This is a genomic window from Pseudomonas sp. NFPP07, from assembly GCF_900115645.1.
Taxonomy (GTDB): domain Bacteria; phylum Pseudomonadota; class Gammaproteobacteria; order Pseudomonadales; family Pseudomonadaceae; genus Aquipseudomonas; species Aquipseudomonas chlororaphis.
Genome location: NZ_FOXG01000009.1, coordinates 312624 through 331323 on the forward strand (window position 1 = coordinate 312624; position 18700 = coordinate 331323).

An 18700-nucleotide genomic window follows, 5' to 3' on the forward strand; every position below is an offset into this window, starting at 1 on the left:
TGTTACGGCGTGAGTGTTACCGCCGTAACTGATGCGTTTCAGCAGTCAGGCCAGACGTTCCAGGCCGACAAATGGGCAGGCGGCGAGCAGATCGCGCAGGTGGCGGCCGTCGGCCAGTTGCAGGTCGGCGGGGGCCAGTTCGGCCAGGGGATAGAGGACGAAGGCCCGGGCCTGCATATGGTAATGCGGGACCTTGAGTCGCGGTTCGTCGATCAGGCGATCGCCGAACAGCAGGATGTCCAGGTCCAGGGTACGTGGCCCCCAGCGTTCGAGACGCTCGCGGCCCTGGCCGTTTTCGATGGCTTGCAGCGCGTCCAGCAGTTCGAGCGGCGCGAGGCTGCTGTCCAGGGCGGCCACGGCGTTGGTGTAACGCGGTTGGCCGGGCAGCAGAGAGTCGCTTTGATAGAAGGCCGAGACCCCCGCCAGTTGGCTGTGCGGCAACTGCGCCAGGGCGTCGATCGCGCTGCGCAATTGCTCTGCCGGGGCAGCCAGGTTGCTGCCCATGCCGATGTAGATGCGTTCCATCGGGTTATTCGCCGGAAGCGCTCGGTGCGCCGGCGGTGGCGCGTTTGCGTTTGGCGCCACTGCTGCGACGACGCTTGCGCGGACCTGTGCCGGCTTCGTCCTTGCCGCTCAGATCGCGAATCATGTCGCGGCGACCGGCTTCGTTGGCGTCCTGATAGTCGGTCCACCATTCGCCCAGGCCATCGGTCTGTTCGCCGGCGCTTTCGCGCAGCAGCAGGAAGTCATAGCCGGCGCGGAACCGCGGGTTGTCCAGCAACTGGTCGGCGCGCTTGCCGCTGCGGCGTGGCAGACGTTCCTGCATGTCCCAGATTTCGCGGATCGGCATGGTGAAGCGTTTTGGAATGGCGATGCGCTGGCACTGTTCGCTGATCAATTCGTGAGCGGCTTCCTGCATCGCCGGAATTGGCGGCATGCCGCGTTCCTGAAGGCGCAGCACGCGAGCCGGCAAGGCAGGCCACAGCAGCGCGGCGAACAGGAAAGCTGGGGTGACCGGCTTGTTCTGCTTGATGCGCAGGTCGGTATTGACCAGGGCTTCGCTGATCAGCGTATGGGTGTAGGTCGGGTTGTACTCCAGCGCCTCGGCGCTGGCCGGGAACAGCGGATCGAACAGTTGCAGGTCGACCAGCATCTCGAAGGTGTCGGCGGCATGGCCGGACAGGAACAGCTTGAGTACTTCCTCGAACAGGCGGGCCGAGGGGATTTCCCGCAGCATGGGGGCCAGGTCGCGGATCGGTGTGGCAGTGTGTTTCTCGATGCCGAAATCCAGCTTGGCGGCGAAGCGCACGGCCCGCAGCATGCGTACCGGGTCTTCCTGGTAGCGCTGGCGTGGGTCGCCGATCAGGCGGACCAGGTGATTGCGAATGTCGTGCACGCCGTTGGCGTAATCGAGGATGCGTTCGCTGACCGGATCGTAATACAGGGCGTTGATGGTGAAGTCGCGGCGCTGGGCGTCCTCTTCGAGGGTGCCGTACACGTTGTCGCGCAGGATGCGCCCGCTTTCGTTGCGCGAGGACTGGTTGCTGTCTTCCTCTTCATCGTTTTGCGGGTGATTGGCGCGGAAGGTCGCGACCTCGATGATTTCGCGGCCGAAGTGGATATGCACCAACTTGAACCGACGGCCGATGATCCGCGCGTTGCGGAATTCGGCCCGCACCTGTTCCGGTGTGGCGCTGGTGGCGACGTCGAAATCCTTGGGGGTGATATTGAGCAACATGTCGCGCACGCAACCGCCGACCAGGTAGGCCTGGTAGCCGGCGTTCTGCAGGCGTTCGACGATGTTCACCGCATAACGGCTGAACTGGGCGCGTTGCAGCGAATGTTGACTGCTGTTGAGCACTTCAGGCGTGCTGCGTTTGTGTTGCGTACGACGCAAGGGAGAACGGAATGACTGGAACAACTTCTTCAGCATGGGATGCACTGTTTGAAGGAATGTTCGGCCATAACGAAGAATGACCGCATGATGGGCGGGGATTCTAGCATTTAGTCGGGGGATGGTGTAGGAAGCTGCGGCGAGTCGTGCGCGGGGCTTTGGAACGCGGGTTGGCGGGGCTTTGCATCAGTAAAGTCGCAATCACGGAAACCACAAGGGGAGCCGAAGCTCCCCCAGAAGTGTTTGCGTGCTCTATTTTTATTATTGGTTTCGGGCTTCTTGTTTTTGTTTAACGCCCTTGTCACCTGGTTAACCCAGGATGACCCTCCCAATCGGGAGCCAAGAGCAAACGGATTGCTTTGGTCGCTGTGTTGCAATGATCGATGATCCAACCAGTTCAGGCTCTGCCTTAGGGCAGTTTTTGTTGTTCTCGGCCTGGTTGTGGGGCAAGCCCCAATGACAACGCCTCTCCAAAAGAATCAGTTAGCTGCGCCTCCGCCGTGTTGTTTTTATTGTGCGTGAGTCGATTCGTCTTATTTTTATTGTCTTATGCATTGCTTGTTATTGTTCTTGTACCAAACATATAGCAGGTGCCGTGCCAACTTTTGCGAAGCCCAGTAAAACAAGGGGTTAGGCACGGTTTTTAGGTTTTCGCGGGCGAAAAAAGCCGGGGCTTCGTTACCTTAAGCCCCGGCTTTTGTTACGTGAAATGACTGAGGTAACAGTTTTTTCACAAGGTCACGTGTTACCCGCAACCCGTTACCGCCGAACTTCAGCTTTCGCTGGCGACCCCGGTCTTGCGCCGTGGGATGCCCAGACGCTGGCGACGTTCCCACAGGCATTTGCGGCTGACGCCCAGTTTGCGCGCCAGCTCGGTCTCGGTCATGTGGTCCTGGTGCTCGAGGACGAAATGCTGGAAGTAGTCTTCCAGCGACAGGTCTTCGGTCGGCTCGTGGCTGCTGTTGTTGGCGTTGGCGGCCTGGGGCGCCAGGCCGATGAATTCGTCGTCTTCCAGATCGCTCAGTTCGATATCGATACCCAGCAGCTCGGCGGAGATTTCCGGGCTTTCGCACAGGATGACCGAGCGCTCGACGGCGTTTTCCAGTTCGCGAACGTTACCTGGCCATGAGTAGTGACGAATGGCTTGCTCGGCGTCCGGAGCGAACTTCAGGTCAGTGCGGCCCACGCGCGCGCTTTGACGGGCGAGGAAGGCATTGGCGATTTCGTTGACGTCGGCGCCGCGCTCGCGCAGGGCTGGCAGTTTCAGGGCAATCACGTGCAGGCGGTAATACAGGTCTTCACGGAACTGGCCGATCTTGGCCAGGCTCTTGAGATCGCGGTGGGTCGCGGCGATCAAGCGCACATCGACCTTCTGCGATTGCACCGAGCCGACCCGGCGAATCTCGCCTTCCTGCAGCACGCGCAACAGGCGGGCCTGGGCTTCGAGCGGCAATTCGCCGATTTCATCGAGGAACAGGGTGCCGCCGTCCGCCGCTTCCACCAAGCCGGCGCGCCCGGCGCTGGCACCGGTGAAGGCGCCTTTTTCATGACCGAACAGCTCGGACTCGATCAGGGTTTCCGGAATGGCCGCGCAGTTCACCGAGATCATCGGCGCCTTGGCACGCTTGGACAGGTTGTGCAGGGCGCGGGCTACCAGTTCCTTGCCGGTCCCGGATTCACCCTGGATCAGTACATTGGAGTCTGTCGGGGCGACCTTGCGGATCTTGCTGTACAGGTCCTGCATCGGTGGGCAGGAACCGATGATGCCGATTTCGCCGTTGCTGGCACTGGCGCCAGCCTTGTCCGCGCCGTTGCCCGGCTTGGCGGCCGGCCGCTCGTTGGGGCTGCTTTGCGCGGTCTGGCGGTCGCGCAGGATGCGCGCCACGGCCTGGAGCATTTCGTCGTGGTCGAAAGGCTTGGCGATGTAGTCCACCGCGCCCATCTTCATCGAGTCGACCGCCGAGCGCAGGCTGGCGTAGCTGGTCATGATCAGCACCGGGGTGCCCTGGCCGAGCTTGATCAGTTCGGTGCCGGGGGCGCCTGGCAGGCGCAGGTCGCTGACGATCAGGTCGAACGTGGGAATGCTGAAACGCTCTTGTGCTTCCTGCACGGAACCGGCTTCGCTGACCTGGTACTGGTTGCGTTCCAGCAGGCGGCGCAAGGCGGAGCGGATAATTGTTTCGTCTTCGACGATCAAAATGTGCGGCATTGATTCGATTCTCTCGACGGTCTCAGTTCACAGCGGACGTCGCTTCGACATGACGCGGTAAAGTCACCCGGATACGGGTGCCGCGTTGGCTTTCGGTGTCAGCCGGGCTGTCGATGGTGATTTGTCCATAATGCTCTTCAACGATGGAATAGACCAGTGCAAGGCCCAGTCCGGTGCCCTCGCCAGGATCCTTGGTGGTGAAGAAGGGTTCGAACAGTCGATCCATGATGCTCGACGGGATGCCGCTGCCTTCGTCTTCGACGATCAGGTCGATCGTGTGTTCGCCGGCCTCGCTCTTGACCCGTACCGCGCTGCCCGCCGGTGAGGCGTCGCGGGCATTGGATAGCAGGTTGATCAGTACCTGGGCGAGCCGCTGCGGGTCGCCGTCGACCCAGTGGTCGGGATCGCACAGGTTGAAGAATTGCACTTCGAAGTTGCGCCGGTTCAGCGCCAGCAGACCAATGGCGTCCTGCGCCACCTCGGCCAGGCACACGGCTTCGTCGTTGTGCTGGTGGCTGCCGGCGTGGGCGAAGCTCATCAGCGACTGGACGATGCGCGACACGCGCTTGGTCTGTTCGAGGATCTGGCCGCTGATTTCGGTGAGTTCGCCGTCTTCTTCGCGCTCTTCGCGCAGGTTCTGCGCCAGGCAGGCGATACCGGTGATCGGGTTGCCGATTTCGTGGGCCACGCCGGCGGCCAGGCGGCCGATGCTGGCCAGCCGCTCGGAATGCACCAGCTTGTCTTCGAGCATCTGGGTTTCGGTCAGGTCTTCCACCAGCAGCACCAGGCCGCTGTTGCCCGGGGCCAGGGGTTCGTCGATGGCGGCCTTGTGCAGGTTCAGCCAGCGGGTCTGGCCGTCGAGGGCCAGGTGCTGTTTATGCAGATGTTCATCGGGGATGTTGATGAAGCCTTGCAGCAGCTCTCTCCAGGGATCGGCGATGGTGCTCAGGCGCGAACCGACCACATGCTGCGCCGGAATGCTGGTCAGTTCCTCCATGGCCTTGTTCCACATGAGGATTTCCTGGTCCTTGGCCAGAGAGCAGACACCCATCGGCAGTTCCTGCAGGGTCTGGCGGTGGTAGCGGCGCAAGGCGTCGAGCTCGGCGGCCAGGCCGGTCAGGCGCGAGTGGTAGTCCTCGAGCCGGCTTTCGATGAAGTGAATGTCTTCGGTCACATAGTTTTCGCCGCCGGCCTTGTAGGGCAGGAAGGTTTCCACCATGTCCTGGGCCACGCTGGGGCCCATCAGGCCGGACAGATTGGCCTCGATACGGTCGCGCAAGCGGCGCAGGGCATAGGGGCGGCGCTCGTCGAAGGGCAGGTAGAGGTCGCGCAGCGCCTGCTCGACTTCCTTCTGCGCGGCCTTGGCGCCCAGGGGCTTGGCCAGCTGGGTGGCGAACTCCTGGGGCGAGGCAGCATGCAGTTCGCGACGTTGCGGCCGGCGCACGTTGTCCACCGCGCAGGCTTCGGCGGCGCTGGCTTCTTCGGAGCTGGCGTTGGTGAACAGCGAAATCAGGGTGAATATCAGGACGTTGGCGGCCAGCGAGGCGATAGCCGCCATGTGCCAACTGGTGTCGTCCAGCACGTAGATCATGTTCAGCAGCGGTATATAGAAGCCCTGCAAGTTGCCGATCAGCGGCAGCAACATGGTCACCAGCCACACGAGCGTCCCGGCCATCAGCCCGGCGATGAAGCCGCGCCGGTTGGCAGTCGGCCAGTACAGCACCGAGAGTACGCCGGGGAGGAACTGCAGGGTCGCGACAAAGGCCACGATGCCGAGGTTGGCCAGGTCCTGTTCGGCCCCCAGCAACAGGTAGAAGGCATAGCCGGCCATGATGATGGCCACGATCAGCGCGCGGCGGGTCCATTTCAGCCAGCGGTAGATGTTGCCTTCGGCCGGTGGTTGATACAGCGGCAGCACCAGATGGTTGAGGGCCATCCCCGACAGCGCCAGGGTGGTGACGATGATCAGGCCGCTGGCGGCGGAAAGCCCACCGATATAGGCCATCAAGGCCAATGCCGGTTTGTTGGCGGCGATGCCGATGCCGAGGGTGAAGTATTCGGGATTGGTGGTGGCGCCCAGTTTCAAGCCGGCCCAGAGGATCAGCGGCACCGCCAGGCTCATCAGCAACAGGAACAGCGGCAGGCCCCAACTGGCGCTGACCAGCGAGCGCGGGTTGAGGTTTTCGGTGAAGGTCATGTGGTACATGTGCGGCATCACGATCGCCGAGGCGAAGAACACCAGCAGCAGGGTGCGCCACGGCCCTTCCTGCAATGGCGTGTGCAGGGCGGCGAGGGCGGTCTGGTTCTGCAGCAGCCAGAGTTCCAGCTGTTGCGGGCCATCGAACACACCGTACAGGGCATAGAGACCGACGCCGCCGATGGCGATCAGCTTGATCACCGACTCGAAGGCGATGGCGAACACCAGGCCTTCGTGTTTTTCCCGGGTGGCGATGTGCCGGGAGCCGAAGAAGATGGTGAACAGGGTGATCAGCGCACAGAAACTCAAGGCTACCCGGTGCTGCACCGGCTCGCGGGTGAGGATACCGATGGAGTCCGCGACTGCCTGGATCTGCAGGGCCAGCAGCGGCAATACCCCGACCAGCATGATCACCGTGGTCAGTGCGCCGGCCCAGGTGCTGCGAAAACGGAAGGCGAACAGGTCGGCCAGCGACGACAGTTGGTAGGTGCGGGTGATTTTCAGGATCGGGTAAAGCAGCACCGGCGCCAGCAGGAAGGCGCCGGAAACCCCGAGATAACTGGAAAGGAAACCGTAGCCGTACTGATAGGCAAGGCCGACCGTGCCATAAAAGGCCCAGGCGCTGGCGTAGACCCCGAGGGACAGGGTGTAGGTCAGCGGGTGGCGGATGATTGAGCGCGGGATCATGCCGCGTTCGCTGATCCAGGCCACCCCGAACAGCACCAGCAGGTACGCGGCGCTGATCAGGATCATCTGGGTCAGGCTAAAGCTCATCGGCATCTTTTTGGCTCTGCAGGATGAAGGTCACGACGATCAGGATCAGCCAGAGCAGATACGGGCGATACCAGGCGCCCGTAGCATCGATCCACCAATCCATGATGGCGGGGGAGAACAGATAGATCCCCACTACCAGCAGCAGGACCAAGCGATAGATGTACATCTCGGCCTCTCTTTATTGTGTGCGTGCCCGAAAACGTGCGGCGATGGTAACGGATGGGCGCCAACCTGCAAGGGGCGTCAGCGGATTTGCGCTTCGGGCACGCTCAGTGTGCGTGGGATCAGTAAAGCATCCCAGTGTTCGATGCCCCAACTCAGCACTTCCCGAGGGCTGGCATGGGCCATTTCGCTGTCGGTTTTCTGCCCCAGGGCGCGCAGGGCACGCAACAGCAGCGGGGTGGCCTGGTCCGCGGCCAGCGGCGGGGAGCGGTAGGACTTGCCCAGTTTATGCCCATCCGGCTGGGTGATCAGCGGCACATGCAGGTAGCGCGGCTGCGGCAGGCCGAGCAGCTCCTGCAGGTACAGCTGGCGCGGGGTGGAGTCCAGCAGATCGGCGCCGCGGACGATATCGGTCACCCCTTGCCAGGCGTCGTCGAGCACCACCGCCAGTTGATAGGCGTAGAGGCCGTCGCGGCGGCGGATCACGAAGTCGCCCACATCCCGTCCCAGGTGCTGGCGGAATTCGCCCTGGACCCGATCGGTGAAACGATATTCCAGCTCCGGTACGCGCAAGCGGATGGCGCCATCTTCCTGGCCATGTCCGGCATTGCGGCACAGGCCCGGATAAATGCCGTGGTAGGGTTCCAGCTGCTTGCGCGAGCAGGTGCAGGCGTAAGCCAGGCCCAGGTTGAACAGGCGGTTGAGGACTTCGGCGTAGGCCGCGTGCCGCTCGCTCTGGCGGACCATTTTGCCGTCCCACTCGAAGCCGTAGCTTTCCAGGGCCTTGAGAATGGCCGCCTGGGCGCCGGGCTCTTCCCGGGGTGGATCGAGGTCTTCCATGCGCAACAACCAGCGGCCGCCGACGGCGCGGGCATCGAGGTAGGAGGCCAGGGCGGCGACCAGCGAGCCGAAATGCAGGTGCCCGCTGGGGGTTGGGGCAAAGCGCCCGATGTAGGAAGAGGCGTGAGAGACAGTCATGGAGAGGATGTTACTTCGTTCGGTCCCAAGGTGACGATGGCGTCTGGCGGATCGCCATCGCGAGCAAGCTCGCTCCTACAGGGGGAAGGCGGCAGAAACAAAAACGGAGCGTTCGCACGCTCCGTTTTTCATGCAAGCCAGCGATTATTTGCCGACTTGTTTTTCCTTGATTTCCGCCAGGGTCTTGCAGTCGACACACATGTCGGCGGTAGGGCGGGCTTCCAGGCGGCGAATACCGATCTCGACGCCGCAGGATTCGCACCAGCCGTATTCTTCGTCTTCGATCAGTTGCAGCGTCTTGTCGATCTTCTTGATCAGCTTGCGCTCACGGTCGCGGGCGCGCAGTTCCAGGCTGAATTCTTCCTCCTGGCTGGCACGGTCGGCCGGATCGGGGAAGTTGGCTGCTTCGTCTTTCATGTGATCAACAGTGCGATCGACTTCCTGCATCAAGTCCTGTTTCCACTTGTTCAGGATCTTGGTGAAGTGCTCGCGCATGGGCTTGCCCATGTACTCTTCGCCTGCGGTTTCAACATAAGGCTCGAAGCCGCTGATCGATTGATTCTGTTGCTTTGCTTGGGTGGGCATGAAATGGACCGCCTCTACTCATGTAATCCATTGCGCAGGATTGCTCCATCACCGACACGTGCCGGCCCTGCGACTGCAAGCGGGCGAACTTACCAGATCAAATCGGACGGCGCTACTCCCGGTTGTCGAGCCCGCGTCCCGCGGCGCTTGCAAAGGTCGATGCCGCCTGGCCTGGTCTGTTCGGGGGCCTGGTCAATTAATGATTTTAGCCAAGCCTGGGCCTGTTGTCGGTCTTCTTTAACGGGGTGGATGGCGGGGGCTCAAAGGCTTTGGGCTCTCCCTTGTCCCCGGGGTTGGGTAGAATCGGTTTTTTGCTCACTTCAATGAAGGAAGGCTAATGGCTCAGCCCTACAGTGCGCGCAGCCGCGCTATCGAACCTTTCCACGTGATGGCCCTGCTGGCCCGTGCCAATGAGCTGCAAGCGGCCGGGCACGATGTGATTCACCTGGAAATCGGTGAACCGGACTTCACCACGGCTGAGCCGATCATCAAGGCCGGGCAGGCCGCGCTGGAGGCAGGCAGGACCCGCTACACCGCCGCCCGCGGGATTCCCGAGCTGCGCACGGCCATCTCCGGATTCTATCGGCAGCGTTACGGGCTGGACATCGACCCCGAGCGCATCATGATCACGCCCGGTGGTTCCGGCGCATTGCTGCTGACCAGCAGTTTGCTGGTCGACCCCGGCAAGCACTGGCTGCTGGCGGACCCAGGCTACCCCTGCAACCGGCACTTCCTGCGCCTGGTGGAAGGCGCGGCGCAACTGGTGCCGGTCGGTCCGGACGTGCGTTATCAGCTGACACCGGATCTGGTGGAGCGTTATTGGGATCAGGACAGCGTCGGCGCCCTGGTGGCCTCGCCGGCCAACCCCACCGGGACCTTGCTCACCCGTGACGAGCTGGCGGGCCTGTCGGCCGCGGTGAAGGCGCGTAACGGTCATCTGGTGGTGGACGAGATCTACCACGGCCTGACCTACGGCTGCGATGCCGCCAGCGTGCTGGAAGTCGATGACAGCGCCTTTGTCCTTAATAGCTTTTCCAAATATTTCGGCATGACCGGCTGGCGCCTGGGCTGGCTGGTGGCGCCGCAGGCGGCGGTCGGCGAGTTGGAGAAGCTGGCGCAGAACCTCTACATCAGCGCCCCGAGCATGGCCCAGTACGCTGCGCTGGCCTGCTTCGAGCCAGACACCATCAGTATTCTCGAAGAGCGTCGCAACGAATTTCAGCGGCGCCGCGACTTCCTCCTGCCAGCCCTGCGCGAGTTGGGTTTTGGCATTGCGGTAGAGCCGGAAGGGGCGTTCTACCTGTATGCCGATATCAGCGCCTTCGGCGGCGATGCCTTTGCCTTCTGCCGGCATTTCCTCGAGACCGAGCACATTGCCTTTACCCCGGGACTGGATTTCGGTCGCCATCAGGCCGGGCACCATGTCCGGTTCGCCTACACCCAGAGCCTGCCGCGCCTGCAGGAAGCGGTGGAGCGGATTGCCCGTGGCCTGCGGAGCTGGCAAGGCTGATGCGTTTTCATCCCCCCCTCGAAGAAGGTCGCCTGGTCCGTCGTTACAAGCGTTTTCTCGCCGATATCGAGACCATTGGTGGCGAGTTGCTGACCATTCACTGTCCCAACACCGGTTCCATGTTCAATTGCATGGTCGAGGGCGGGCAGGTCTGGTTCAGCCGTTCCAATGACCCCAAGCGCAAATTGCCGGGGACCTGGGAAATCAGCGAAACGCCCCAGGGGCGGCTGGCTTGCGTCAATACGGCGCGGGCCAACACGCTGGTGGAAGAAGCCTTGCACGCCGGGGTGATCGCTGAGTTGAACGGTTTTACCGCCCTCAAGCGGGAAGTGCCCTATGGCCAGGAAAACAGCCGTATCGACTTCCGCCTGGACTATCTGGGCGGCCCGGCTTTCGTCGAGGTCAAAAGCGTCACCCTGGGCTTCGACGGCTCCGCGGTCGCGGCCTTCCCGGATGCGGTGACCCAGCGTGGCGCCAAGCATTTGCGGGAGTTGGCCTGTCTGGCGCGTGACGGTATTCGGGCGGTGCAGTTGTATTGCGTCAACCTGTCGGGTGTCGAAGCGGTGCGACCGGCCGAAGAGATCGACCCCGGTTATGCCGCGGCGCTGCGCGAGGCGGTGGCGTCCGGGGTTGAAGTACTGGCCTACGGGGTGCGCTTGACCGCCGAGGAAGTGTGCATCGACCGTCGTCTGGACGTATTGCTCAACGGCTAAAGCTGAACCCAGATGCCCTGGCTGTCTTCCCGGCAGGGGATGGCCGTCAGGGATTGCCCGGCACAGGGGCCGGCGACGCATTCACCGTTTTCGATCAGAAACAGCGCACCGTGGGTGGCGCACTGAATCAGGCTGGCGCTGGGATCGAGGAATTGGTCGGGTTGCCACTCCAGAGCGACCCCGCGATGGGGGCAGCGATTGGTGTAGACGTATACCTGTTGATCGCGGCGCACTGCAAAAAGCGGTTGGCCTTCAAGGTTGAAACCTCGGCTGGAAGCCTCTGGCAGATCGCCGGGGGGGCAAAGAAACTTCATGTCTATCCTCGGTAACCAAAGGCTCTGGGCTCAGGCTGTCACAGTTTTCCTGTGGGCGCTTGGTGAAACATGTCTGTGCTTGACGGTCAAATGCAAACAATTATCAAATGGCCGCTTCGCCTGTGGGGCGCTTGCTCATTTCGATGCCTGGGTTGCAGGGCATGTCACATGTACGGCGGTTTCCGTGGGCCCACTCTCTGAAGGAAATACCTTTATGCGTTCGAGTGCCCGCGCAATCGCGCTCTGTGTCGGACTTCTGGCCAGTCATGCCGCTGCGGCGGCCGAGCTACCACAACGCTGGGTGAGCGCCGGCGGCGCCTTGTCCGAATGGGTGAGCGCGCTGGGCGCCGAATCGAAGTTGGTGGGCGTGGACACCACCAGCCAGCATCCCGAATCCCTGAAGAGCCTGCCGAGTATCGGTTATCAGCGTCAGTTATCGGCGGAAGGCATTCTCAGCCTGCGCCCGCAGATTCTGCTGGGTACCGAAGAGATGGGGCCGCCGCCAGTGCTCTCGCAGGTGCGCGGCGCCGGGGTGCAGGTCGAGCTGTTCTCGGCCCAGGCCGACCTGCCGACCCTGCGGGGCAACCTGCAGCATCTGGGCAAGCTGCTGGGTAGCGAAGACAAGGCGACGCAGCTGTTCGAGCAATACCAGCAGCAGCTGGAGCAGCAGCGGGCCTGGGTCAGCCGGGCCCAGAAGAAACAGGCCGCGCCGGGTGTGTTGCTGTTGCTCGGGCATGCGGGTGGCAAGCCTCTGATTGCCGGTAAGGACACTGCCGCCGATTGGCTGCTGCAGCAGGCGGGCGGACGCAATCTTGCGACCCACACGGGTTACAAGCCCTTTTCCAATGAGTCGTTGGCCGAACTCAACCCCGAGGTGCTGGTGTTTGCCGATCGCAGCCTGAGTGGTGAGGCGGCCCGCGCCGCGCTGTTCAAGGAGAACCCGATTCTCGCCTCCAGCGGCGCGGCCAAGGCCGGCCGGGTCTTCGAGATTGATCCGACCTTGCTGGTGGGAGGCCTGGGGCCGCGCTTGCCACAGAGCCTGAAAAGGCTGTCGGCTGGTTTCTATCCAGCCGAGTCGGGCCAGGCCAGCACCGCCCAATGACCCCTTTGCTTAAACCCCGCACGTTGTTCATTGGCCTGAGCCTGCTGTGTCTGTTGGCGATCTGGCTGTCCCTGGCGCTCGGGCCGGTCAGCCTGCCGTTGCTCGATACCCTGCGTGCCGCCCTGCGTTTGCTGGGCCTGCCTATTTCAGGGCAGGGGCTGGAGCAGGCCGAACTGATCCTCGGGCAGATTCGCCTGCCACGCACCTTGCTGGGGCTGGCCGTAGGGGGCGTCCTGGCCCTGTCCGGCGTGGCGATGCAGGGGCTGTTTCGCAATCCCCTGGCTGATCCGGGGCTGGTAGGCGTTTCGAGTGGCGCGGCGCTGGGCGCGGCCTTTGCCATCGTCGGTGGCTCGTTGCTGGGGGGCGTGCCGGAAGCGATTGGTCCTTACCTGCTGTCGTTCTGTGCCTTCCTCGGTGGGTTGGTGGTGGCGTGGCTGGTCTACCGCCTGGGGCGGCGCAACGGCCAGACCCATGTGGCGACCATGCTGCTGGCCGGGATCGCGTTGACGGCGCTGGCTAGCTCGGCGGTGGGCCTGTTCACCTACCTGGCCGACGACGCGACCCTGCGCACCCTGACGTTCTGGAACCTGGGCAGTCTCAACGGCGCCAGTTATTCGAGGTTGTGGCCGCTGCTGTTGATCAGCGCGGCCGTGGCATTGTGGCTGCCACGCCGGGCCAGAGCCTTGAATGCCTTGCTGCTGGGTGAATCTGAAGCCGGCCACCTGGGGATCGATGTCGAACGGCTGAAGCGGGAGTTGGTGTTCTGTACCGCGCTGGGGGTCGGCGCGGCTGTCGCCGCTGCCGGGCTGATCGGCTTTGTCGGGCTGGTGGTACCCCATCTGGTGCGACTGCTGGCGGGACCTGACCACCGGACCTTGTTGCCGGCGTCGATACTGGCCGGCGCCAGCCTGCTGTTGCTGGCGGATCTGGTGGCGCGCCTGGCGCTGGCGCCTGCGGAGTTGCCCATTGGCATCGTGACTGCCTTTATCGGTGCGCCATTCTTTCTGTTTTTGTTATTGCGAGGGCGCGCCTGATGCTGCGAGCGGAAAATCTGGCGGTGCGCCGTGGCAGGAAAACCGTGCTGGAAGGGATCGACCTTGAGCTCAAGCCCGGGGAAGTGCTGGGAGTGCTAGGGCCCAATGGCGCGGGCAAAAGCACCTTGCTGGCGGCCTTGTGCGGCGAGCTGAAACCCGATCAGGGTCAGGTCTGGCTGGATCAGCGTGAGCTCTCCAGGTGGGACGGCGGGCAAAAGGCGCAAAGGCTGGCGGTGTTGCCGCAAAGTTCGACGCTCGAGTTCGCCTTCCGGGTCGAAGAGGTCGTCGGCCTGGGGCGCCTGCCTTATCAAAGCGGTCGGGCACGGGATGATGAGATTGTCATGCAGGCCCTGCAAGCGGCGGATGCCGGGCACCTGCACGGTCGCAGCTATGTGGCCTTGTCGGGCGGCGAGCGTCAGCGTGTGCATCTGGCCCGGGTGTTGGCGCAGCTGTGGCCGGGCGCGGTCGGCCAGACCCTGTTGCTCGACGAGCCGACCTCGGCCCTCGACCCTTTGCATCAACATGTCACTTTGCAGGCCATCCGCGAGTTTGCCGATCGTGGGGTCGCGGTCCTGGTGATCCTGCATGATCTGAACCTCGTCGCGCGATATTGTGATCGCCTGTTGCTGCTCGAAGGCGGGCGGCCTCACTCGCTGGACAGCCCGGCGCAGGTGCTGCGGCCCGAACCGCTCAAGGCGGTGTTCGGACTGGAGGTGTTGGTGCAGGCGCACCCCGAGCGCGGCCATCCTTTGATCATCGCCCGCTGAGGCGATTCGCGGAGACGCCACATGCGTGTGTTATTGATCCTGAGTGTGTTGCTGCTGGGCGCCTGCGAGGGCCTGCCGGTCATGCCTGAACTTCCGGTCCAGGCTGAAAGCGGGGCGATTCAGGACCTGCGCAGTGGAAAGCTCCTGACTCCAGAGGAGCTGGTCATTCGTCTGGCCCGGGCGCCGCGGGTGATTGTCGGCGAGCAGCATGACCACCCCGAGCATCACGCCTTGCAGCTGTGGTTGTTGCAGGTGATGGCGACCCAGCGCACGCAAGGCAGCCTGCTGTTGGAGATGCTCACGCCGGACCAGCAGCCGCGGGTCGACGCGCTCCGCCAGCACAAGGCGGCGCAGGGCTTGCCCGATGATCTGTCAGGTGCACTGGCCTGGTCGCCGGGTTGGAACTGGGCGCTGTACGGACCTGTCGTGCGCTATGCGTTGCTCCAGCCTTATCCGTTGCTGGCCGCCAATCTGGATAGCTCCGAAGTTCGCGGCATCTATCGCCAGGCACCAGCCTTGAGTGGCGAGCACTCGAATGCCGCCTTGGTGCGCAATGAGTTGCTGCAGCAAGTTCGTGATTCCCATTGTGGCCTGCTGCCCGAAAGCCAGATGCCGGCGATGCTGGCGGTTCAGCAGCAGCGCGACCGACGCATGGCCGAGCGCTTGCTGGCGGCACCGACGCCGGCGCTGCTGTTTGCCGGGGCCTTTCATGCACGCAAGGATGTCGGGGTACCGGTTCACCTGCGGGACCTCGACGCATCGAACGGCGCCGTGGTGCTGATGCTGGCGCAGAAGGGCATGCAGGTATCGCTGAAAAGCGCGGATTACGTGTGGTACAGCGCGCGGCTGCCGGAGAAGGACTACTGCGCCCAGATGCGCCAGTAGGCGGATGGCTTTTTCCGGACAAAAAAAGACCCGGCAAGAGCCGGGTCAAATAACCGTGATTAGCCTGATGAGGAGATAATCTGAGAGTCCGAACCACTGGTCTTCCAGGTTATCGACTGATCTCGCGACCAGTTGTGATAATCATAACGATTCTCATTTCCAAGTCAACAAAGTTTTTCCTGTTTCTGCGAATTCCGCTAAACGCTCGTTTGGATTGCTTGTAAACGCGGGGCTTCAAAGGTTGGCGCTCAGGCTGTGCAGGCGGCTGACTTCCTTGTTCAACAAGTCGATTCGCCGCGCCATGCTTTCGATCAGGCTATGGGCGATACGTGGATTGCTCTGAGTCAGGCTGAGAAACTGGCTCCTGGGGATCAGCATCAGGGTGGATGGCTCGCTGGCAATCACGCTGGCGTTGCGTTTCTCCCCGGTGAAAATGGCCATCGCACCAAAGATCTCGTCCTTGGGCACATCTCCGACCTTGTGTCCGTCGACAAAGGCTTCGGCGTGCCCTTCGATAATGACGAACACATGATCGGCGTCGTCGCCCTGGTGAATCAGCACTTCGCCCTTGGCCGCGCGTTGAAAGCCGTTGCTGTTGCGCAACTCGGGCTGCTTGAGGCGGGCAACGGCATCGGAGAGCAGGGCGGTTTGTCCGATCAGGTACTGTAGAAACAGTTCGGAACGCTGTTCGTCGGCATACAGATGCTGGAACACCGCGGAACGCTGATAGGGGATCAGGCTCAACGGCTGCTCGCTGCTGAGTTGCCAGTGCGGCAGGTCCACGCCTCGGCGCAGCCCGAGCAGATCGCCTTCATGCAGATAAAACAGTGGGCGCTCATCGACGCTGGCTTGTACCTGGCCGCTTTCGAGCAGGAACAACTGGCTGTCGGCAAGGCTGCTGGAAAGGTCTTTGGAAGGGGCCACCTCCAACACGTCGCCGGACGGCAGCAGGCCTTCCAGCAGGCGCGGCGGGATGCTCTGCAGCCGATTGATCAAGGCATCGGCGTAAGCCGGTTGTTCCCCCAGTAAATACATAAAAAGCCTGCCAGGTCAGTTCTTTTGGCGTGAAGAAATGGCATCCAGCTGTTTGTTGAGTGCTTCCTTGCGTTCTGCCGGAATGTCATTCCAGTGCACATCCATCAGTGCGCCTTCAATGGCGTACAACAGCACCTTCGAGGCTCGAAACCCTCGGGTCCGCACGGCCCGATAGGCATCCACCGCCCCCAGGCGGCGCAAGTCCGAAGCGCTATGGATGCCCACCGCATGCAGCCATTGTGCCGACGTCTTGCCAAGGTTCTTCAGGTGTTGCAATTCATCATTCATCAAGCCTCCTTGCGACGGCCGAATGGTGCGTGGGCAAGTCTCAAAGGAGTGTAGCGCTCAGTAGGAAAAGCGCTGTTCTTTGGTCGGTTTTGGCGCAAAAGCTTCTAAGGCGACAGAGGAAAGTACGCCAGAAACAGAGGGAAGAGGGGGAAGGAGAAGACCAAGTCCAGCGTAAGGCAGAAAGCGCCGGACCTCGGAGCAAAAGGAGCGATTACTTGGTGCGGTAGCGCAGACGAGTGCCGAAATTGACGGACATCAGGATCTCATCGGCAGTCAGTTCGGGCGGAAAGTAGGCGCCGGAGATTTGCGCATGGGCCAGGCTGGCGCCTTCCATGGAGGAATTGCGCAGGTCGAGGCCGCGCAGGTCGGCAGAGCGGAAGTAGGCGTCGGTGAAGTCGATGCCGTCGGCATTCAGTTCACGCAGGTCGAGCCCACGAAAATCGCCGCCGCGCATGTCGACAGTCTGGTCTTTCGGGCGCTCCCGGTTAAAGCCGTCGATGTCGTCTTTGTGCAGCAAAGCGTAAAGGGGAGTATCGAGAAGTTTGGGCTGACTCATGGGGCGTCACCTGCTGGAATTATGACGCCAGTATAGTGCCACTATTTTTCAGCCGTGAAGCCTTTGCGGTTTCACGGCTGAAATAGTTGATTACAAGCCTGGGAGACGCTGGCGAATGTTCGCGACCAGGCTGTCGAGGCTCCCGCTTTCATTGGTCTCGACGCGCTTGCTGCGCAGCACTTCCTCGGCGCTCAGGGCTTCGCGATTGGCTTGCTGCTGTTCGATTACGGCTAGGGTCGCGTCCGACGGGTCGTTGCGATCGGCCTGGCGTTGCGCCAGCCAGCTGGCAATGACGGCCTGCGGGGCATTGCAGTCGATGATCAGGCAAGGCGTGCCGGTCGCTTCGGCAACCTTGGCTGCGGCATCACGCTGGTCGCGCTTGAGGTAGGTGGCGTCGATGACCACCGGGAAACCGGCGCGCAGGACGATACCGGCAAGTTCATGCAGGCGGTCATAGGTCGCGGTATTGGCTTGGGCATTATAAATGCCGGCATTCGGATCGTTCTGTACCTGCTGCTCGCCGAACAGGCGTTTGCGCTCGACATCGGAGCGCAGGCGAACGGCGCCCAGGGCTTCCACCAGACGCATGGCCACATGGCTTTTGCCAACGGCGGAAACGCCAGAAGTAATCGCCAGGAAGCGCGATGGAATGGTGCTGTAGCTTTCTGCCAGGTTGGCGTAGTTGCGGTACTGGCGCAGGGCCGTGGCGCGCTGCATCGGACTGGCGTCGGCCGGCATGCTGAACAGGGCGACCTTGGCGCGTACCAGGGCGCGATAGGCTTTGTAGAAATTCAACAGCTCCAGGCCCTGATAGTCACCGGTCTGTTCCAGGTACTGGCTGATGAAGCGGCGTGCCAGGCATTTCAGGCCGCGGTCTTCCAGGTCCATGGCGAGGAAACCGGCGTCGGCATAGACGTCAGTGAAGCGGAACGGCTCGTTGAACTCGATGCAATCGAAAATCACCACCTTGCCGTCGATAAGCGTTGCGTTACCCAGGTGGATGTCGCCGTGGCATTCACGGATGAAGCCTTCGGTCTTGCGCTGGGCAAGGAGTGGCTTGAGGCGCTCGAAGCTGCTTTCGGCCCAGGCTTGCAAGGCTTCGAGCTGTTGCAGGTCGGCCTTGTCGCTGAGGAATGGGCGGATCTGCTCGAAGTTCTGACGCACCGGCTCCATGACGCTTTCCGGGGTGCCGGCTTCGTGGGCTGCCGAGACCCGTGGGGCTTCGAGGTGGAACCTGGCAATCTGCCGGGCCATTTCGTCGATGTGCGCGGTGGTCAGTTCGCCATTGGCTTGCAGCGTACTGAGCAGCTGGCTTTGCGGAAACTGGCGCATTTTCAGCGCGTATTCGATAACCGGGCCGTCACCCGCGATCTGCGGCGCTTCGGCACTGCCGGTGATCGGCAACACTTCCAGATACAAATCATCGGTCAGGCGCTGGTTCAGACGCAGCTCTTCGCCGCAGAAGTGCCCGCGCGCTTCAAGGCCGGTGAAATCGAGAAAGCCGAAGTTGACCGGCTTTTTCAGCTTATAGGCATAGGGGCCGGTGAGCAGGACCCAGGAAATATGGGTCTCGATGACCTGGAAACCGTCTACGGGATGCGGGTAGAGGGCCGGGTTTTGCAGGGCGGCGATCAGGGATTGGCTCACAGGCGATCCTTCAGAGTCGGGGAAAATTCAAGGGCGTCATTATGGCCGCT

The 18700-nt window shown here is 62.3% G+C and carries 18 protein-coding genes; 6 read left to right on the top strand and 12 right to left on the bottom strand.

Annotation, left to right across the window (positions count from 1 at the left end):
- Positions 1–45: 45 nt before the first annotated feature.
- The 7 genes from folK to dksA form a co-directional block, all read right to left on the bottom strand.
- On the bottom strand, positions 46–525 hold the full coding sequence (folK, locus tag BM019_RS24145) for a 2-amino-4-hydroxy-6-hydroxymethyldihydropteridine diphosphokinase (RefSeq protein WP_009045658.1): 480 nt from the start codon (positions 523–525) through the stop codon (positions 46–48).
- 4 nt (positions 526–529) lie between these two features.
- The gene (locus tag BM019_RS24150) at positions 530–1933 is read right to left on the bottom strand and encodes a polynucleotide adenylyltransferase PcnB (protein ID WP_009045657.1); all 1404 of its coding nucleotides are present in this window, start codon (positions 1931–1933) and stop codon (positions 530–532) included.
- Between the two features lie 733 nt (positions 1934–2666).
- A complete protein-coding gene (locus tag BM019_RS24160) occupies positions 2667–4103 on the bottom strand; it encodes a sigma-54-dependent transcriptional regulator (protein WP_085534684.1) in 1437 nt (478 codons plus the stop codon).
- A 22-nt stretch (positions 4104–4125) separates the two neighbouring features.
- Positions 4126–7080 (bottom strand): sensor histidine kinase, encoded by a 2955-nt coding sequence (locus BM019_RS24165; protein WP_175510718.1) that lies wholly within the window; start codon positions 7078–7080, stop codon positions 4126–4128.
- Positions 7064–7240, bottom strand: coding sequence for a hypothetical protein (locus tag BM019_RS24170; RefSeq protein WP_003176118.1), 177 nt, complete (start codon positions 7238–7240; stop codon positions 7064–7066). Before BM019_RS24170 ends, BM019_RS24165 begins: the two co-directional genes overlap by 17 nt.
- A 77-nt stretch (positions 7241–7317) precedes the next feature.
- On the bottom strand, positions 7318–8214 hold the full coding sequence (gluQRS, locus tag BM019_RS24175) for a tRNA glutamyl-Q(34) synthetase GluQRS (RefSeq protein WP_092420832.1): 897 nt from the start codon (positions 8212–8214) through the stop codon (positions 7318–7320).
- 144 nt (positions 8215–8358) lie between these two features.
- Positions 8359–8799, bottom strand: coding sequence for an RNA polymerase-binding protein DksA (dksA, locus tag BM019_RS24180; RefSeq protein ID WP_007924645.1), 441 nt, complete (start codon positions 8797–8799; stop codon positions 8359–8361).
- A 337-nt stretch (positions 8800–9136) separates the two neighbouring features.
- On the opposite strand from dksA, the gene BM019_RS24185 reads away from it, so the two are divergent.
- Positions 9137–10309: a pyridoxal phosphate-dependent aminotransferase gene (locus tag BM019_RS24185; protein WP_009045653.1), complete on the top strand. Its 1173-nt coding sequence runs from the start codon at positions 9137–9139 to the stop codon at positions 10307–10309.
- Positions 10309–11022 carry a DNA/RNA nuclease SfsA gene (sfsA, locus tag BM019_RS24190; protein ID WP_062824580.1) on the top strand — a complete coding sequence of 238 codons (714 nt, stop codon included), beginning with the start codon at positions 10309–10311 and terminating at the stop codon, positions 11020–11022. Before BM019_RS24185 ends, sfsA begins: the two co-directional genes overlap by 1 nt.
- Here the strand turns inward: sfsA and BM019_RS24195 are convergent.
- Positions 11019–11336 (bottom strand): Rieske (2Fe-2S) protein, encoded by a 318-nt coding sequence (locus BM019_RS24195; RefSeq protein ID WP_092420835.1) that lies wholly within the window; start codon positions 11334–11336, stop codon positions 11019–11021. The genes sfsA and BM019_RS24195 overlap by 4 nt on opposite strands.
- Before the next feature lie 214 nt (positions 11337–11550).
- Here BM019_RS24195 and BM019_RS24200 point away from each other — a divergent pair, with 214 nt between their 5' ends.
- From BM019_RS24200 to BM019_RS24215, 4 genes are read left to right on the top strand one after another with little or no spacing between them, the layout of a single operon-like run.
- Complete coding sequence (locus BM019_RS24200) at positions 11551–12438, top strand: heme/hemin ABC transporter substrate-binding protein (RefSeq protein ID WP_062824581.1); 888 nt, start codon at positions 11551–11553, stop codon at positions 12436–12438.
- A gap of 50 nt (positions 12439–12488) precedes the next feature.
- Positions 12489–13472 carry a FecCD family ABC transporter permease gene (locus tag BM019_RS24205; protein ID WP_175510724.1) on the top strand — a complete coding sequence of 328 codons (984 nt, stop codon included), beginning with the start codon at positions 12489–12491 and terminating at the stop codon, positions 13470–13472.
- Positions 13472–14239 carry a heme ABC transporter ATP-binding protein gene (locus BM019_RS24210; protein ID WP_092420838.1) on the top strand — a complete coding sequence of 256 codons (768 nt, stop codon included), beginning with the start codon at positions 13472–13474 and terminating at the stop codon, positions 14237–14239. Before BM019_RS24205 ends, BM019_RS24210 begins: the two co-directional genes overlap by 1 nt.
- A gap of 21 nt (positions 14240–14260) precedes the next feature.
- Entirely contained in the window at positions 14261–15124 is an 864-nt protein-coding gene (locus BM019_RS24215; protein WP_092420841.1) for a ChaN family lipoprotein, read from the top strand.
- A 234-nt stretch (positions 15125–15358) separates the two neighbouring features.
- On the opposite strand, the gene BM019_RS24220 is transcribed toward BM019_RS24215, so the two are convergent.
- From BM019_RS24220 to BM019_RS24235, 4 genes are all read right to left on the bottom strand, one after another.
- Complete coding sequence (locus tag BM019_RS24220; RefSeq protein WP_092420844.1) at positions 15359–16159, bottom strand: Crp/Fnr family transcriptional regulator; 801 nt, start codon at positions 16157–16159, stop codon at positions 15359–15361.
- A 15-nt stretch (positions 16160–16174) separates the two neighbouring features.
- Positions 16175–16447, bottom strand: coding sequence for a TfoX/Sxy family protein (locus tag BM019_RS24225; RefSeq protein ID WP_007924634.1), 273 nt, complete (start codon positions 16445–16447; stop codon positions 16175–16177).
- A 211-nt stretch (positions 16448–16658) separates the two neighbouring features.
- Positions 16659–17003 carry a pentapeptide repeat-containing protein gene (locus BM019_RS24230; protein WP_007924632.1) on the bottom strand — a complete coding sequence of 115 codons (345 nt, stop codon included), beginning with the start codon at positions 17001–17003 and terminating at the stop codon, positions 16659–16661.
- A gap of 90 nt (positions 17004–17093) precedes the next feature.
- Positions 17094–18650, bottom strand: a complete 1557-nt coding sequence (locus tag BM019_RS24235; protein WP_092420847.1) for a bifunctional aminoglycoside phosphotransferase/ATP-binding protein — start codon at positions 18648–18650, stop codon at positions 17094–17096.
- Positions 18651–18700: the final 50 nt, after the last annotated feature.

Bases quoted from the DNA above. Each gene is read 5' to 3' on its own strand.
- folK (WP_009045658.1), bottom strand. From the start codon at position 525: ATGGAACGCATCTACATCGGCATGGGCAGCAACCTGGCTGCCCCGGCA.
- BM019_RS24150 (WP_009045657.1), bottom strand. From the start codon at position 1,933: ATGCTGAAGAAGTTGTTCCAGTCATTCCGTTCTCCCTTGCGTCGTACG.
- BM019_RS24160 (WP_085534684.1), bottom strand. From the start codon at position 4,103: ATGCCGCACATTTTGATCGTCGAAGACGAAACAATTATCCGCTCCGCC.
- BM019_RS24165 (WP_175510718.1), bottom strand. From the start codon at position 7,080: ATGCCGATGAGCTTTAGCCTGACCCAGATGATCCTGATCAGCGCCGCG.
- BM019_RS24170 (WP_003176118.1), bottom strand. From the start codon at position 7,240: ATGTACATCTATCGCTTGGTCCTGCTGCTGGTAGTGGGGATCTATCTG.
- gluQRS (WP_092420832.1), bottom strand. From the start codon at position 8,214: ATGACTGTCTCTCACGCCTCTTCCTACATCGGGCGCTTTGCCCCAACC.
- dksA (WP_007924645.1), bottom strand. From the start codon at position 8,799: ATGCCCACCCAAGCAAAGCAACAGAATCAATCGATCAGCGGCTTCGAG.
- BM019_RS24185 (WP_009045653.1), top strand. From the start codon at position 9,137: ATGGCTCAGCCCTACAGTGCGCGCAGCCGCGCTATCGAACCTTTCCAC.
- sfsA (WP_062824580.1), top strand. From the start codon at position 10,309: ATGCGTTTTCATCCCCCCCTCGAAGAAGGTCGCCTGGTCCGTCGTTAC.
- BM019_RS24195 (WP_092420835.1), bottom strand. From the start codon at position 11,336: ATGAAGTTTCTTTGCCCCCCCGGCGATCTGCCAGAGGCTTCCAGCCGA.
- BM019_RS24200 (WP_062824581.1), top strand. From the start codon at position 11,551: ATGCGTTCGAGTGCCCGCGCAATCGCGCTCTGTGTCGGACTTCTGGCC.
- BM019_RS24210 (WP_092420838.1), top strand. From the start codon at position 13,472: ATGCTGCGAGCGGAAAATCTGGCGGTGCGCCGTGGCAGGAAAACCGTG.
- BM019_RS24215 (WP_092420841.1), top strand. From the start codon at position 14,261: ATGCGTGTGTTATTGATCCTGAGTGTGTTGCTGCTGGGCGCCTGCGAG.
- BM019_RS24220 (WP_092420844.1), bottom strand. From the start codon at position 16,159: ATGTATTTACTGGGGGAACAACCGGCTTACGCCGATGCCTTGATCAAT.
- BM019_RS24225 (WP_007924634.1), bottom strand. From the start codon at position 16,447: ATGAATGATGAATTGCAACACCTGAAGAACCTTGGCAAGACGTCGGCA.
- BM019_RS24230 (WP_007924632.1), bottom strand. From the start codon at position 17,003: ATGAGTCAGCCCAAACTTCTCGATACTCCCCTTTACGCTTTGCTGCAC.